We start from the raw sequence: 14,728 nt of genomic DNA, 5'->3' as shown, positions 1-14,728 counted from the left end.
CCCCGGGACCACCATCGAGACGAGGGCCGACCCCACCGGGATCGGCCCTCGTTCCTTTCACCGTCCCGCTGCTCGCCCAGTGGGCTCGTGGGCTCGTGGGCAGCGGACCAGCTTTCCGTGCCCGAGCACGCTCACGAGCGCGGGCCGCCGGGATGCTCAGGCGTCCAGCGCACCTGGCTCTCCAGCGAGCTCGCCCTGCAGGGTCAGCTCCTGGGAGAAGATCTCGAGCATCGCCTCGACGACGGACTTCGACACCGCACGGGCGCCGAGCCCTCCGATGACGGCTCCTAGGCCGAAGGGCAGCAGCCGCACCAGCCAGAGCTTGCCGGTCCTGGCCACCACCCGACGGCGCACGTAGCGCGAGACCTGCTTGCTGATCAGACCCGGCAGGAAGCCCCCTCCGCCGTTGAGCACGGAGTGCCACTGCAGGCCCTGCTTGCCCATCGCCTTGGCGATGATCTCGGTGCCGCGTTCTCCGCCGAGCACTCCCATCAGCACCAGGCGGCGGGTGTTCTTGTCGGTCATGTCGACGCCATGGATCTCCGCCGCGGCGAGGGTGAGGAAGGCACATGCCTCCGCGAAGGTGACCCCCTCGCCGACGGTCAGGCCGAGTGCCGCCGCGGTGCCGAGCCCGGGAAGTGCCGCGACCCCGCCGATTCCCGCTCCGGCAGCGGTGGTCAGCGTGGTGAAGCGCCTGGTGACGTGCTCGAGCAGCTGCCGATCGGTCGCCTCCGGGTGCTTCTGGCGAAGCTTGTGCACATAGCTGTGCGCGAGCGGGGCCTGCACCTTCAGCGCAGCATCGATCACCGCCAGCCAGCGCTCATCGATCTGCTCGGTGAGCTCGCCGTCTGCGGGCAGCGCAGCCGGACCGGTCTGGTCCTCGCGCGAGATGTTCGGGTCGCTCTGGGCCACCGTCAGCTCCGTTCTGTGGGGTCATGAACAGGGACAAGGTACCGCCTCGTGCAGTACCAGTCTGAGGACTCGGTGGACTGCACGTGACTCTGCGACGCTGCGGACTGCAGGCTCTGCCGACTGCAGGCTCTGCGGACTGCGCCCGTTCAGCCGGTCATGACCTCGCCGTCGCCGAGCTCGGCGATCTCCCCGGTCAGTCCGAGCCGGCGCACCGCCTCACCGAGGTCGGCGTAGTGCGCGGTGTAGCCGGCCTCGATGAACGATCGGGGCACGGAGACGTCATGACAGAGAGTCCCGGACAGGTGGTCGGTCTCGTGCTGGAAGATGCGTGCCGTCCACCCCACATGCTCCTCATCGATCTCTCGCAGGCGGCCGTCCTGCAGCAGCTCGGTCGCCCGCAGCCGCACCCGCCGGGAGCGCGGCACGATCGACTGCCAGCCGTCCACCGAGAGACATCCCTCGAAGGCGTAGACCCGCTGCTCACCGAGCGGTTCGACGACAGGGTCCAGCAGGGCCCGCAGCGGAAGCGGTCGCCGCTCCAGCAGATCATCGTCGGGGTCCTCCCCCTCCTCCGCCGCGAAGGAGTCCTCGACCACGTAGAACCGCAGCGGCAGGCCGATCTGAGGAGCGGCCAGCCCCACGCCCGGTGCCTTGTGCATCGTGATCGTCATCGCCTCGGCGAGCTCGCTCAGCAGCCCGACGTCGATCCGCCCGGCGGCGTTCACGGCCTTCCTCCGCAGCGCGGGATGGCCTGCCTGCACGATCCGCAGAGGGTCGCTCTCGTTCGCGCGGCGGTCCAGGATCTTCCGAGTCAGCTCAGTGATGTCCACATCGCCAGTATCCCGCAGCGCTCGCTGCGGGCAACCCGGACAGCTCCCCCACGTGCAACCCGGCAGGTTCGCGGGGAGAGAACGGGGGCACGCGGCGAGGGAACGGGCGGCCTGGGGGGAGGGAACGGGGAGAGCGCAGTCCCGAGACGTGAGACATGCCTCGCTCGATGCACACGACCAGATGAGAGCTGGGCTACACTTTGCGGAGCCAGTGCAATGGAGCACCCCTCGTGGGAGCGACAGCCACCCGGCCACGTATCACTTCACAACGGACCGTCCGGCACGTACCTGCCGGTGAAGGAGAACCACCATGGCAACAGTCACGTTCGACAATTCCTCGCGCGTCTACCCGGGTCAGGAGCGCCCTGCGGTCGACAACCTCAACATCGAAGTAGGAGATGGCGAGTTCCTCGTGCTGGTCGGACCTTCCGGCTCCGGCAAGTCGACCGCGCTGCGCATGCTCGCGGGCCTCGAGGAGATCGACGCCGGCCGCATCCTGATCGGCGATCGTGACGTCACCGACGTCCCGCCGAAGGACCGCGACATCGCGATGGTGTTCCAGAACTACGCGCTGTACCCGCACATGACGGTCGCTGACAACATGGGCTTCGCCCTGAAGATCGCCGGCAACCCGAAGGCTGAGATCCGCAAGCGCGTCGAGGACGCCGCCGAGATCCTGGACCTCACCGAGTACCTCGACCGCAAGCCGAAGGCGCTCTCCGGTGGTCAGCGCCAGCGTGTGGCCATGGGCCGCGCGATCGTCCGTTCGCCCCAGGTGTTCCTCATGGATGAGCCCCTGTCGAACCTCGATGCGAAGCTCCGTGTGGCGACCCGTACCCAGATCGCGTCGCTGCAGCGCCGTCTCGGCGTGACCACGGTCTACGTCACCCACGACCAGACCGAGGCCATGACCATGGGCGACCGCGTCGCCGTGCTGAACTTCGGCGTCCTGCAGCAGCTGGACACCCCGCGCCGCATGTACGACCACCCGAACAACGTCTTCGTGGCCGGCTTCATCGGTTCCCCCGCCATGAACCTGTTCGACACGAGGCTCACGGATCAGGGTGTCGAGTTCGGCGGCGTCGTGATCCCCGTGGACCGCTCCACGCTTTCCGGCACCGATGAGTCCCACGTCACCGTGGGCGTGCGCCCCGAGGACCTCGAGCTCGCCCCGGACAACCAGGGCATCGCCGTCGAGGTCGACCTCGTCGAGGAGCTCGGCGCGGATGCCTTCATCTACGGCCGCCGTGTAGGCAGCGAGGAGACGGACAAGCCGTTCATCGCGCGCGTCGACGCCCGTCGCCCTCCGAGCAAGGGTGAGACGGTCTACTTCCGTCCCAGCGAGAGTCACATCCACCTCTTCGATGCGAAGAGCGGACAGCGCCTGGGCGACTGACCTCGCCAGCTGTCGTGAGCGACGGGCGCCCGGCTGCTGCCGGGCGCCCGTCGCCGTTGTCCCGGCATGTCCTCACAAGGTGCTGCGCGTCAACATGACGTGACATCATGCCGGGAGTGGTCGAAGCATCCCCGCTCGGGAGAGAATGGAGCAATGGCACCTCTGGAGATCACCGCGTCCCGTGCAGATCCTGCACTGCTGGACCTGCCATGGGAGCACCCGCTGGAGCAATGGCCCGAGGACATCCTCGCCGCCCTCCCGCGAGGCATCTCCCGTCACGTCGTGCGCTTCGTGCGCGTCTCGGGACGGGTCCTCGCTCTCAAGGAGATCTCCAAGGACCTCGCCCAGCGTGAGTACGACATGCTGCGGATCCTGGGACGTCTCGGGATCCCCTGCGTGGAGCCCTTCGCCGTGATCTCCGGTCGCACCACCCCGACGGGCGAGCCGCTCGACGCGATGCTGATCACCCGCCATCTCCAGTTCTCCCTGCCCTACCGGGCAGTGTTCAGCCAGGTGTCCCGCCCGGACACGGCGCACCGCCTGCTCGACGCACTGGCCGTGCTGCTCGTCCACCTCCACCTCGAGGGCTTCTACTGGGGAGATGTCTCCCTGTCCAACACCCTCTTCCGGCGGGACGCCGGGGCTTTCGCCGCCTATCTCGTCGATGTCGAGACCGGCGCCCTCCACGAGCGACTCACCGTGGGACAGCGCCAGTACGACCTCGACCTCGCCCGCACCAACATCATCGGTGAGCTGATGGACCTCCAGGCCGGGGACATGTTCGACCCCGACGCAGACCCCGTCGCGGTGGGCGATGATCTGGTCTCCCGCTATGAGGACCTGTGGGAGACCCTGACCTCCCGGGAACGGTTCTCCGCGGACGAACGCTGGCGGGTCTCCGCCCGGATCGAGAAGCTCAACGCCCTGGGATTCGACGTGGGTGAGCTCGAGATCACCACCGACCTCGACGGCACCACGCTGTCGATCATGCCCAAGGTGGTGGACGCCGGCCACCACTCGCGCCGTCTGATGAGGCTCACCGGGATCGATGCCCAGGAGAACCAGGCCCGGCGGCTGCTCAACGACCTCGACCAGTTCCGCGCCGATACCGAGCAGCAGCTCGAGGACGAGGAGTTCGTGGCTCACGAGTGGCTGAAGAAGCAGTACGAGCCGGTGGTCCGCGCGGTCCCCCGGTCGATGCGCGCCAAGCTCGAGCCCCCCGAGTTCTTCCACGAGATCCTCGAGCACAAGTGGTTCCTCTCCGAGCAGGGCGGGCAGGATGTGAGCCTGGACGACACGGTGCGGCACTACATCCTCAACGTCCTGATCCACCGACCTGACGAGAAGTCACTGGTGACCACCGAGACTTCGGCGTTGCCGATCTTCGAATGAGGAGAGGACCACGTCGCCCCATGCGTCGTGATCAACGCCGAGGTCCGGCGCGCCTGGACAACCTGACCCTGCGCGAGCAGCTGAAGGTCGACCGGCTTCCGCTGCGTCTGCTCCAGATGATGGTGGGCCTGACGGGATTCGGCGTCTCGCTGGCGATGCTGCTCGAGTCCGGGTTGGGCGGCGCTCCGTGGGACGTGCTGCACGCCGCCGTCGCGGACCGCATCGGGCTGAGCGTCGGTTCGGTGAGCATCGCCGTGAGCTTCGTGGTGCTGCTGCTGTGGATCCCGCTGCGCGAACGGATCGGGATCGGCACCGTGGCGAACTCGATCTGGGTCGGGGTGAGCATCGACCTGGGCATGCTGGTGCTTCCGGAGGCGGGCACGCTGCCGATCGCCGTGGCGATGATGATCGCCGGCGTGGTCATCAACGGGATCAGCGGCGCCGTCTACATCGGCGCCCAGCTCGGCGCGGGCCCGCGCGATGGGCTGATGACGGGACTCGGCCGCGTGCTGCGTCGTCCCGTCGGCCCGGTGCGCATCGCGCTCGAGATCCTGGTGCTGGCGACCGGGTGGGCGCTGGGAGGACCGCTCGGGGCGGGCACCGTGGTCTATGCGATCGGGTTGGGCCCGATCATCCAGCTCACTCTTCCGTCCGTGACGCTGCGGGTCCGGACGGACCGCGAGCGGTCCGACTCAGATCAGCAGAGTCGGGCGCCTCAGCCCAGTCCCTGATCAGCCCAGTCCCTGACGCGTACGCACCCCGGAGAGCTCGTACAGCGCGATCGCAGCGGCCACCGAGGCATTCAGCGACTCCGCGCGCCCGCCCATCGGGATCGACACCACCTGGTCGCTGAGCTCGCGCGTCAGGCGTGAGAGCCCCTTGCCCTCCGCGCCGACCACCAGTGCCGTCGGCTGGGTGCCGAGCTCGAGCTCGCGGGAGGTCACATCCCCGTCCGCGTCGAGACCGAGCACGAAGACGCCCTCCTCCTTGAGCGCGGTCAGGGTGCGGTTGAGGTTCGTGACCTGGGCGACGCGGACCCGGCCCGCAGCACCGGCCGCGACCTTCCAGACGCTCGCGGTCATCGATACGCTGCGACGCTCGGGAAGGATCACGCCGTGCGCGCCGAAGGCATCAGCAGAGCGCAGGATCGCGCCCAGGTTGCGCGGATCGGTGATCCCGTCGAGCGCGACCAGCAGCGGCGGCTCGAAGCGGTCCGCGGCGATGCTCAGCAGGTCATCGACCTCGGCGTACTGATAAGGCGGGATGGTCAGCGCGACGCCCTGGTGCACGGCATGGTCCGTGATCCGGTCGAGATCGGTGCGCGGAGCCTCCGCGATCGGCAGCCCGCGGGCGGTGGCCAGACGCATGATCTCGCCCACCCGCTCGTCGCTGTCCATCCGGACCATGACGGTCAGCTGCGTGGCGGGGACGTTCTCCTGCAGCGCCTCGAGCACGGCGTTGCGACCTGCGACCTGGTCGCTGCCCGGCAGCTTCCGCGCTCCCTTGCCCGCGGGTCCGCGGCGCCCACCCGCTCCCCCGGGCGCTGCAGAGCCGCCCTTGTAGGCCTTGTGATAGGTGCGGTCCTCCGCCTTGGGCGTCGGCCCCTTGCCCTCGAGCGCCCGGCGGCGCACGCCGCCTGAACCGACGGTCGCGCCCTTCTTGCCCTTGCGCATCGCACCGCGTCGCGTGCTGTTCCCTGCCATCAGATATCTCCTCAGTCCTTCAGTTCTTGGTGTCGAGGGTCCAACGGGCACCCTCGGGCCCGTCCTCGATACGAATGCCTGCCTCGACCAGGGCGTCGCGCAGCGCATCTGCGCGGGCCCAGTCCTTCTCGGCGCGTGCCGCCTCCCGGGCAGCGAGCTGGGCACCGATCAGCGAATCCAGCGCCGCGTGCTCGACGCCCTCGGCCCCTGTGCCGCTCCCCCACCGGGCAGAGAGGGGATCCAGGCCCAGCACGTCCAGCATGGCGCGCAGCCGGCCCAGGCCGGAGGCGATCTCTGCCTCTGCGGCGCCGGCGGCGAGCAGGGAGTTCACGGCGGACTGCTCACGGTGGATCACGGCGAGCGCCTCGGGGACCGCGAGGTCGTCGTCCATCGCCGCCACGAAGTCCGCCGGCAGCTCGAGCGCGTTCAGCTCCGCCTCGGGTGCTGCCAGCGGATGGTCCCCGAGCAGCTGGGCGGCTCGGCGCGCGGTCGCGCTGAAACGCTCCCAGACGGTCTCCGCCTCCCGCATCGCCGTCGCGTTGTACTCGACGGTGGCGCGGTAATGTCCGCTCACCAGGGCGAGCCGCACGGACGGCGTCGGGTGTTCCGCCAGCGCCCGGGCGGCGGTGACGAAGTTGTCGAGGCTCTTGCCCATCTTCAGACCGTCCACGGTGAGCACGCCGGAATGCATCCAGCGGCGGGCGAAGCCGTAGCCGGCGGCATGGGACTGCGCCTGCTCGTTCTCGTGGTGCGGGAAGCGCAGGTCGAGGCCTCCGGCATGGATGTCGAAGGTCTCGCCCAGATACTTGCGGCTCATGGCGGAGCACTCGAGGTGCCAGCCCGGGCGGCCCCGACCGAAGGGCGTGTCCCAGGCTGCGGTGCCCGGCTCGGTGGGCTTCGCAGCCTTCCACAGCGCGAAGTCGCGACGGTCCCGCTTGCCGGGCTCCATCTCCTCCCCCGCATCCTGCATGTCCTCGAGGGACTGGCGGGTCAGCGATCCGTAGGAGGGGTGGGAGGCCACATCGAAGTAGACCGAGCCGTTCCCATCGGCGTAGGCATGGCCACGCTCGACGAGCAGCTGCATCAGCTCGATCATCTCGGGCACATGCCCGGTGGCGCGCGGCTCATAGCTGGGCCGACGGTTGCCGATCTCATCCAGCACGTCTTGGAACTCGCGCTCGAAGCGCAGGGACCAGGCCCACCACTCGGCGCCGGCCTCGGCGGACTTCACGAGGATCTTGTCGTCGATGTCGGTGACATTGCGGATGTGGGTCACGGCGAGGCCGCTGCGCTCGAGCCAGCGCACCAGCACGTCGAAGGCGACGAAGGTGCGCAGATGACCGAGGTGCGGCGCACCTTGCGTCGTCGGCCCGCAGACATACAACGACACCGCCCCCGCTCGCACCGGGAGGAAGGGTGCGGTGGTACGGGTGGCGGTGTCATGCAGGTGGAGGCTCACGACCCCAAGGGTACTGCCCTCAGGAGCGACCCACGGCCTGCGGCTCGCGCGAAGGTCGGGCGCCCTGGCCGACGGGTCGGTTGGTGCGGGTCAATTCGTGCGGGTCAGTCCGTGCGAGCGCTGACCTGCTTGCCGTAGAGCTCGTCGAAGGTGTCGTCATAGGACACCGCGTTCTGGCGACGCTTGCCCTGCACGGCGCCCACGACACCCTGAGCGGTCTCGATGGTGGTCTCAGGGGCCTCGAGCTTCCTGTAGACCAGGTAGGCGACCAGACCCAGGACTGCACCGATCACGATGAACACGCCGGCGACGATCAGGAAGGACGCCCAGTCGGGAAGTCCTGTGTTCTGGAGCCCGGTGACCGCTGCGAACAGCAGCATCACCCAGGCGGAGAGCAACAGGAAGAGCAGCACCGCCGCGCAGGCGGCGATGATGCCGACCTTGATCGCGAGGGCGGTAAACTCCTTCTTCGCGATGTCGATCTCATGGTGCACGACACCGAGGAGCTCGTCACGGATGGACTGGACGAGCTCGCCGATGGACCGCTGGGTGGGCGGCGTGCTCGGGTCGTTCGTGGTGTTGATCATGGTCTGAGCCTATCGCAGGGGGCAGGTCGTTCGAAGTCGGCAGGACGGGGATCCGAGGATCAGTCCACCGAGATCCGCTTGCGCTTGGTGGTCTCTACCCGCGGACCCGCGGAGGTCGTGCGCCGCACCACGATCGACGGCGCGACTGCCACGTCACGGGCCGGACCCTCATGGCCGGAGACCCGCTCGACGAGGAACTGGGCGGCGAGTGCGCCGAGTCGATCCGAGTTGGGATCCACGCTGGTCAGCTGCGACACCCCGGAGGACGCGAGGGAGGTGTTGCCATATCCGGCCACCGCCAGCCCCTCGGGCACCGCGAAGCCGGCGTCCCGTGCCGCGGAGAGCACACCGACTGCGGTGACGTCGTTGGCGCAGGTGACCGCCGTGGGGACGCTGCTTCCTCGCAGCAGCATCGATCCGGCGGTCTGACCGACCTGCTCGGTGAAGTCACCGGGCTCGACCCGCGCGACATCGCCCAGACCGTGACGGTCCATCGCCTTGCGGAAGGCATCCGCCCGTTCGCGGGCCACCGCCGCACCGACACCTCCGACGTGCGCGATCTCGCGGTGCCCCAGCCCGACCAGATGGTCCACCAGCAGCCCCTGCCCGACCTCGTCGTCGATGCGGACGGTGTCGAAGCGGCCGACGAACTCCTGCGAGCAGCCGATCCCGACGAACGGTCGGTTGCCGGTGGCCTCGAGCACGCTGTCCATGTCCGCCAGGTCGGAGATCATCAGGAAGCCGTCGACGCCGAGATGGACCAGGTTCTCGATCGCATCGGTATCCGCGGCGACCGGGTACTCGGGCATCCGGCGACGGGTGGGAACCACCACGGCCGTGCGCCCGGTCGCGGCCAGTTCGATGCGGATCGCCCGCACCAGATCGGAGATCCAGGTGTTGCGCATGGTGTTCACGAGCACCGCGACCACACCACGATGCTCGGTCTCCTCGCTGAGCTCCGCGAGCGGGAAGTTCAGCCGTTCGGCCGCCTCGCGGACCCGGCGGATCAGCTGCGGCTTGATCTCATCGGACTCGCGCAGCGCGCGCAGCGCGACCGCACTGGAGATGCCCAGCGAGTTCGCGACGTCGTGGAGGGTGCCGCGGTCCTGGTCGTCGGCCTCGAGCTCGGCGGCGGTCCGCTCGACGTTCTCGATCACCTGCCCGGTGGAGCCGTCATCGGTAGCGGGTGACCCGGCGTCGGAAGCGGGGTCGATGGTCTCGTCGGAGGAAGTGGCGTCACTGCTCATGGACCCATTGAACCGCATTCGGGGGCACGATCCGGGACAGTCCGCGCGACAGGGGCCGCACGGGCCTGTCGGACCGGGGGTTTTCCCCCGGTGGGACGGCGGGTGAGCACCGTGGGCCGCGCCCCCTCGCCGCGCATAGTGTCAGGGCATGGATGACTCCTCTGCCAGAGGCGCAGTGCACTCGCGCTCCCGGCTCGCCCCCTCCCCCCTCGCCTCCGTGGTCGTGGGCGGGCTGCTGTTCTACAGCTGGTTCTGGGTGAGCCTCACCCTGCTGATCGGCGGGCTCGCCTCCTTGCCCGCCCTCGGCACCGGCCTGCTGCTGCTGATCCCCTGGCTGCTGGTGATGCAGCTGGCGGTGCGGGTCGAACGTCGCCGCGCGGTCGCCATCCACGGCATTCCCGTGATCCTTCCCCCGCGCCGGCGCTCCCGCCGCGCCGGCACCGCCGGCTGGCTCAGCAACCGCTGGTTCGAGCTCGGCACCTGGGCGTTCTGGCGGGGAGTGCTCCACCACCACCTCGCGATCCTGGTCGCCGGCGCCTTCTTCACCGCTTTCGCGGCCTTCCTCTGGCTCGGCTGGACGGGATGGGAGGCAGCCCTCGCCCTCGGCAGCGTGGAGCTGGGCGGGTTCGAGCTCTCCCGCTGGTCACTCGGAGGAATCGGCACCGCAGGGGTCGCGCTGGCGCTGGTCATGCTGGGACTCGGTGCCCTCGCCGACCGGGGGCTCGCCCGGGGCCTGATCTCCGGCTCCGAGGACGACCTGCGCGAGCAGGTCGCGGAACTGGCCGAACGCCGACAGGGAGCGGTCGACGCCGCGGCGCAGGAGCGCCTGCGCATCGAGCGTGATCTCCATGACGGGGTGCAGCCGCGCCTCGTGAACCTCGCCCTGACCCTGGGCATCGCGAAGCGCACGGTCCGCACCGACCCCGATCGGGCCGAGCAGCTGGTCGGTGAGGCGCATGCAGAAGCCAAAGCCGTGATGACCGACCTGCGCCAGCTCGCGCGCGGCATCCACCCGGCCGTGCTCACCGACCGCGGGCTGGACGCCGCCCTGTCTGCACTCGCGGCCCGCTCCCTGGTCCCGGTCACGCTGCAGGTCGAACTCGGCGCCGACACCGAGCCCGCCCTGGACCGGGAGCTCGAGGCCGTGGCCTACTTCGTGGTCGCCGAGGCACTGACGAACATCGCCAAACACGCCGAGGCGACAGCGGCGGAGATCACGGTGAACCGGAACGGCTCCGCACTGCGGGTGCGCATCCAGGACGATGGCCGAGGCGGCGCGCAGGTGCGCCGAGACGGCCTCTCCACCGGCTTGGCCGGGCTCACGGACCGAGTCCGTGCCACCGGCGGCCTGCTCGAGATCGCGAGCCCACCCGGCGGAGGGACGACGCTGATCGCCGTGATCCCGCTCGCAGGCCGCGCCGCCCCCGTGCCTGAGCTCTCCCACCCCACCACCCAGGAGGACCTCCGATGAGGATCGTGATCGCCGATGACGCCGTGCTGCTGCGCGCGGGGCTCGAGCGCCTGCTCACCGAGGCCGGACATGAGGTGGTCGCCGCGGTCGGCGACGGCAACGCGCTGCTCAGCGCCATCTCCCAGCATCGTCCCGACCTCGCGGTGATCGATGTGCGGATGCCTCCCACCTTCACCGATGAAGGGGTCCGGGCCGCCGTGCTGATCCGGCGCCAGGATCCGGAGGTGTCGCTGCTGGTGCTCTCGCAGTACGTCGAGGAGCGCTATGCCTCCGAGCTGATCGCCGACTCCCCGCACGGACTGGGCTATGTGCTCAAGGACCGGGTCGCGGATGTCGAGGACTTCCTGGGCGTGGTCGCGGACGTCGGCTCCGGCGGGACCTGGCTCGACCCCGAGGTGGTGCAGCAGATCTTCATCCGCTCCCGGCGGCGGCGCACCCTCGAGGGCATGACCCCGCGTGAGCGCGAGGTGCTCTCGCTGATGGCCCAGGGCCGCTCCAACCAGGCGATCGCCGACGCCCTGTTCGTCTCCACCGGGAGCGTCGAGAAGCACATCTCCTCACTGCTGGGCAAGCTCGACCTCCCGCCTGTCGACGGCGAGAACCGCCGCGTCATGGCGGTCCTGCGCTTTCTGGAATCCGAGGAACGCTGATGCCCACCACCGACCCGTCACTCCCGCCTCGCCCGGCTGCGCCGTCCAGCTCACAGACCCAACCCGGCCCCGCCACGCCGCTCTCGTCCGCCCTGCAACGGCCGCCGGCGCCACCTCAGGAACACCTCCTGCTCCCTGGGGAGCGGCTGACCCCCTCCCCGACCCGGGACCGCCCCTGGCGGGTGCTGACGGTGCTGCTGGGCGCCTCGGTGGTGCTGCTGATGGTGGGCGGCCTCGCCGTGGCCTCCGCCGCGAACTGGGCTGCGGGCCGCGGCTATACCGAGATCGCCGCGACCACCGGACTCGGGACCCCTGCCTCGCTGAGCCTGGCCAGTGCGCTGGGCACCCTCCAGGTGCTCCCCTCGGATGATGTCGACGAGGTCACCCTCGCCCTGGTGGAACCGGGCACCACGGGTCTCCCCTCGCCGCAGGACACCACTCCTGCTCGCCTCACCCACGAGACCGACGCGGCGGGTGCCACGGTGAGCGTGCATCAGCCGCAGAGTCATCTGGGGTGGCCGTGGACGGACCGCACCCGGGACGTGCTGCTGCTGGTGCCCTTCGGCCTCGAACTGTCCCTCGTGATCGATGCTGGTGTCGGCGACGTCCTGGTCGACGGCGAGTTCAGCGCGTTGGACGTGCGCACCGATGTGGGCGATGTCGTGCTGGGGCCCCTCGGCGTCAGCGACTCGCTGTCAGTGTCCTCCGAGGTGGGCGATGTGGACATCGCGCTCGAGTCCCCGGCTCCCGCCGAGACCGAGATCACCGCAGTGGTGGGATACGTCGATCTGCAGCTGCCCACCGATTCCGGCGGCAGCATCAGCATCACCACGGAGCTGGGCGATGTGATCGTCACGGCCCCCGGCACCACCCGCTGGCAGATCGACGCCGTCTCGGACCTCGGAAGCGTCCAGGTGGATCCGGGGGTGGCCGCCGGATCTGACACCGGGGCCGGCACCCTCGCCGTGACCTCTGACGTCGGCGAGATCACCATCGGACGATGAAGGACGGGCTCCCGGTCCATGACCAGGAGCCCGTCCTTCATCGTCCTGGGCTCGGCGGATGCCGGGCCGCAGGCTCAGCCCTTGCTGCTCAGACCCTGCTGGATGAGGTCCATCACCGACGCATCGGCGAGGGTCTGGGTGTCCCCCACCTGGCGGTTCTCGGCGACATCCCGCAGCAGGCGCCGCATGATCTTGCCGGAGCGGGTCTTGGGCAGCTCGGAGACGAGCAGCACCTTCTTCGGCTTCGCGATCGGGCCGATCTCCTTGCCCACGTGGGCGCGCAGCATCTCCGGCACGGCGTCCTCGCCGCCGGCCGCGGCGATGGCCTCATCGTTGCCCGAGCGCAGGATCACGAAGGCGACGGGCACCTGCCCGGTGGTCTCGTCGGTCGCGCCGACCACCGCGGCCTCAGCCACCCATTCATGGCTGACCAGAGCGGACTCGATCTCCATGGTGGACAGGCGGTGTCCCGAGACGTTCATGACGTCGTCCACCCGACCCAGCAGCCAGATATCGCCGTCCTCGTCACGCTTGGCACCGTCACCGGCGAAGTAGAGGCCCTCGAAGCGGGACCAGTACGTCTCCTTGAAGCGCTCGGGATCGCCCCAGATGCCTCGCAGCATGCCCGGCCAGGGCTGGTCCAGGACCAGATAGCCGCTCTCCCCGTTCGCGACGGGCTCTCCGGCGTCGTTGCGCACGTCGGCGCTGATGCCGGGCAGGGGCTGCTGTGCGGAGCCCGGCTTGGTCGCGGTCACGCCCGGCAGCGGCGAGATCATGATGCCGCCGGTCTCGGTCTGCCACCAGGTGTCCACGATCGGGCAGCGGTCGCCGCCGATGACCCGGCGATACCACATCCATGCCTCGGGGTTGATGGCCTCGCCGACGCTGCCCAGCAGTCGCAGCGAGGACAGGTCGAACTTGCCCGGGATGTCCTCACCCCACTTCATGGCCGTGCGGATCGCGGTGGGCGAGGAGTAGAACTGGGTGACCTTGTACTTCTCGATGATCTCCCACCAGCGGCCCTGGTGCGGAGTGTCCGGGGTGCCCTCGTAGATGACCTGCGTGGTGCGATTGGCCATCGGCCCGTAGACCACATAGGTGTGGCCGGTGACCCAGCCGACGTCGGCGGTGCACCAGTAGACGTCCGAGGACGGCTTGATGTCGAAGACGTTGCGATGGGTGTACGCGGCCTGGGTGAGATAGCCGCCGGTGGTGTGGATGATGCCCTTGGGCTTCCCCGTCGTGCCGGAGGTGTAGAGGATGAACAGCGGGTGCTCCGCCTCCACCGCGACCGGCGCATGCTCGGTCGAGGCGCTCTCGCGCGCCTCGTGCCACCACACGTCGCGCCCCTCGGTCCACTCGACGTCGCCACCGGTGCGGCGCACCACCAGGACGTGCTCGACGCTGGCGCCGCCTCCGGCGAGCGCCGCGTCGACGGCGGGCTTGAGCGGAAGCTGCTTGCCGCGACGGTTCTGGCCGTCGGCGGTGATGACCACGCGGGCCTCGGCGTCTTCGATGCGGGAGCGCAGGGCGTCGGCGCTGAAGCCGCCGAAGACCACGGAATGGGGTGCACCGATGCGGGCACAGGCGAGCATCGCGAACACCGCCTCCGGGATCATCGGCAGGTAGATCGCGACCCGGTCGCCCGTCTTCACCCCGAGATCGGCCAGGACGTTGGCCATCCTGGAGATCTCGTCCTTGACGTCCGCATAGGTGAAGGAGGCGTCGGAGCCGTCCTCGTACTCGGCCAGCAGCGCGACCTGGGAGCCGTGCCCGGACTCGACGTGGCGGTCCACGCAGTTGTAGGCGACGTTCAGCGTGCCGTCGGCGAACCAGCGGGCGAACGGCGGATTGGACCAGTCGAGGGTCTCGGTGAAGGGGGTCTCCCAGCTCAGCAGGCTGGCTCGCGAGCGCCAGAACGCCAGGTTGTCACGCTCGGCCTCTTTGTAGAGCGAGGGTCGGGCGACCGCATTCTGGACGAACTCGGTGGGCGGGGAGAAGGTGCGAGTCTCCTGGGAGAGGTTCTCGATCCCGGTGGTGGCGTCGTCGGACATCAGCGCTCCTGCTACACGGGCCC

At 69.5% G+C, this 14,728-nt stretch carries 13 protein-coding genes; 6 read left to right on the top strand and 7 right to left on the bottom strand.

All coding sequences use genetic code 11. The annotated features are described in order from the left end of the window. Positions 1-156: 156 nt before the first annotated feature. Both Q0937_RS15730 and Q0937_RS15725 read right to left on the bottom strand, forming a co-directional pair. Complete coding sequence (locus Q0937_RS15730; RefSeq protein WP_299305634.1) at positions 157-912, bottom strand: hypothetical protein; 756 nt, start codon at positions 910-912, stop codon at positions 157-159. A 146-nt stretch (positions 913-1,058) separates the two neighbouring features. Continuing rightward, the gene (locus Q0937_RS15725) at positions 1,059-1,742 is read right to left on the bottom strand and encodes a peptide deformylase (RefSeq protein WP_299305632.1); all 684 of its coding nucleotides are present in this window, start codon (positions 1,740-1,742) and stop codon (positions 1,059-1,061) included. A 310-nt stretch (positions 1,743-2,052) separates the two neighbouring features. On the opposite strand from Q0937_RS15725, the gene ugpC reads away from it, so the two are divergent. The 3 genes from ugpC to Q0937_RS15710 all read left to right on the top strand — a co-directional run bounded on the left by ugpC (position 2,053) and on the right by Q0937_RS15710 (position 5,261). Beyond that, on the top strand, positions 2,053-3,138 hold the full coding sequence (gene ugpC / locus Q0937_RS15720; protein WP_299305630.1) for an ABC transporter ATP-binding protein: 1,086 nt from the start codon (positions 2,053-2,055) through the stop codon (positions 3,136-3,138). Positions 3,139-3,291: 153 nt separating this feature from the next. Further along, positions 3,292-4,530 carry a DUF4032 domain-containing protein gene (locus Q0937_RS15715; protein WP_299305628.1) on the top strand — a complete coding sequence of 413 codons (1,239 nt, stop codon included), beginning with the start codon at positions 3,292-3,294 and terminating at the stop codon, positions 4,528-4,530. 20 nt (positions 4,531-4,550) lie between these two features. Further along, on the top strand, positions 4,551-5,261 hold the full coding sequence (locus Q0937_RS15710) for a YitT family protein (protein WP_299305627.1): 711 nt from the start codon (positions 4,551-4,553) through the stop codon (positions 5,259-5,261). On the opposite strand, the gene rlmB is transcribed toward Q0937_RS15710, so the two are convergent. From rlmB to Q0937_RS15690, 4 genes are all read right to left on the bottom strand, one after another. Beyond that, positions 5,262-6,233, bottom strand: coding sequence for a 23S rRNA (guanosine(2251)-2'-O)-methyltransferase RlmB (gene rlmB, locus Q0937_RS15705; RefSeq protein WP_299305625.1), 972 nt, complete (start codon positions 6,231-6,233; stop codon positions 5,262-5,264). A 19-nt stretch (positions 6,234-6,252) separates the two neighbouring features. Beyond that, positions 6,253-7,692 (bottom strand): cysteine--tRNA ligase, encoded by a 1,440-nt coding sequence (gene cysS, locus Q0937_RS15700; RefSeq protein WP_299305623.1) that lies wholly within the window; start codon positions 7,690-7,692, stop codon positions 6,253-6,255. 104 nt (positions 7,693-7,796) lie between these two features. After that, positions 7,797-8,279, bottom strand: a complete 483-nt coding sequence (locus Q0937_RS15695; RefSeq protein WP_299305621.1) for a phage holin family protein — start codon at positions 8,277-8,279, stop codon at positions 7,797-7,799. Positions 8,280-8,338: 59 nt separating this feature from the next. Continuing rightward, positions 8,339-9,526 (bottom strand): LacI family DNA-binding transcriptional regulator, encoded by a 1,188-nt coding sequence (locus Q0937_RS15690; RefSeq protein ID WP_299305619.1) that lies wholly within the window; start codon positions 9,524-9,526, stop codon positions 8,339-8,341. Between the two features lie 148 nt (positions 9,527-9,674). On the opposite strand from Q0937_RS15690, the gene Q0937_RS15685 reads away from it, so the two are divergent. The 3 genes from Q0937_RS15685 to Q0937_RS15675 are packed head-to-tail and all read left to right on the top strand — an operon-like array spanning position 9,675 to position 12,651. Further along, a complete protein-coding gene (locus Q0937_RS15685; protein ID WP_299305617.1) occupies positions 9,675-10,997 on the top strand; it encodes a sensor histidine kinase in 1,323 nt (440 codons plus the stop codon). Next, positions 10,994-11,647: a response regulator transcription factor gene (locus Q0937_RS15680; RefSeq protein WP_299305614.1), complete on the top strand. Its 654-nt coding sequence runs from the start codon at positions 10,994-10,996 to the stop codon at positions 11,645-11,647. The genes Q0937_RS15685 and Q0937_RS15680 overlap by 4 nt, the downstream gene beginning before the upstream one ends. Then, positions 11,647-12,651: a hypothetical protein gene (locus Q0937_RS15675; protein ID WP_299305611.1), complete on the top strand. Its 1,005-nt coding sequence runs from the start codon at positions 11,647-11,649 to the stop codon at positions 12,649-12,651. Before Q0937_RS15680 ends, Q0937_RS15675 begins: the two co-directional genes overlap by 1 nt. A 74-nt stretch (positions 12,652-12,725) precedes the next feature. Here Q0937_RS15675 and acs read toward each other — a convergent pair whose 3' ends face one another. After that, on the bottom strand, positions 12,726-14,705 hold the full coding sequence (gene acs, locus Q0937_RS15670) for an acetate--CoA ligase (protein ID WP_299305609.1): 1,980 nt from the start codon (positions 14,703-14,705) through the stop codon (positions 12,726-12,728). Positions 14,706-14,728 lie beyond the last annotated feature (23 nt).

This window comes from uncultured Brachybacterium sp., from assembly GCF_947500705.1.
In the GTDB taxonomy this organism is placed as follows: Bacteria; Actinomycetota; Actinomycetes; order Actinomycetales; family Dermabacteraceae; genus Brachybacterium.
The sequence above is the reverse complement of the archived record's forward strand: the minus strand, read 5'-3'. Positions and strand labels throughout refer to the sequence as shown.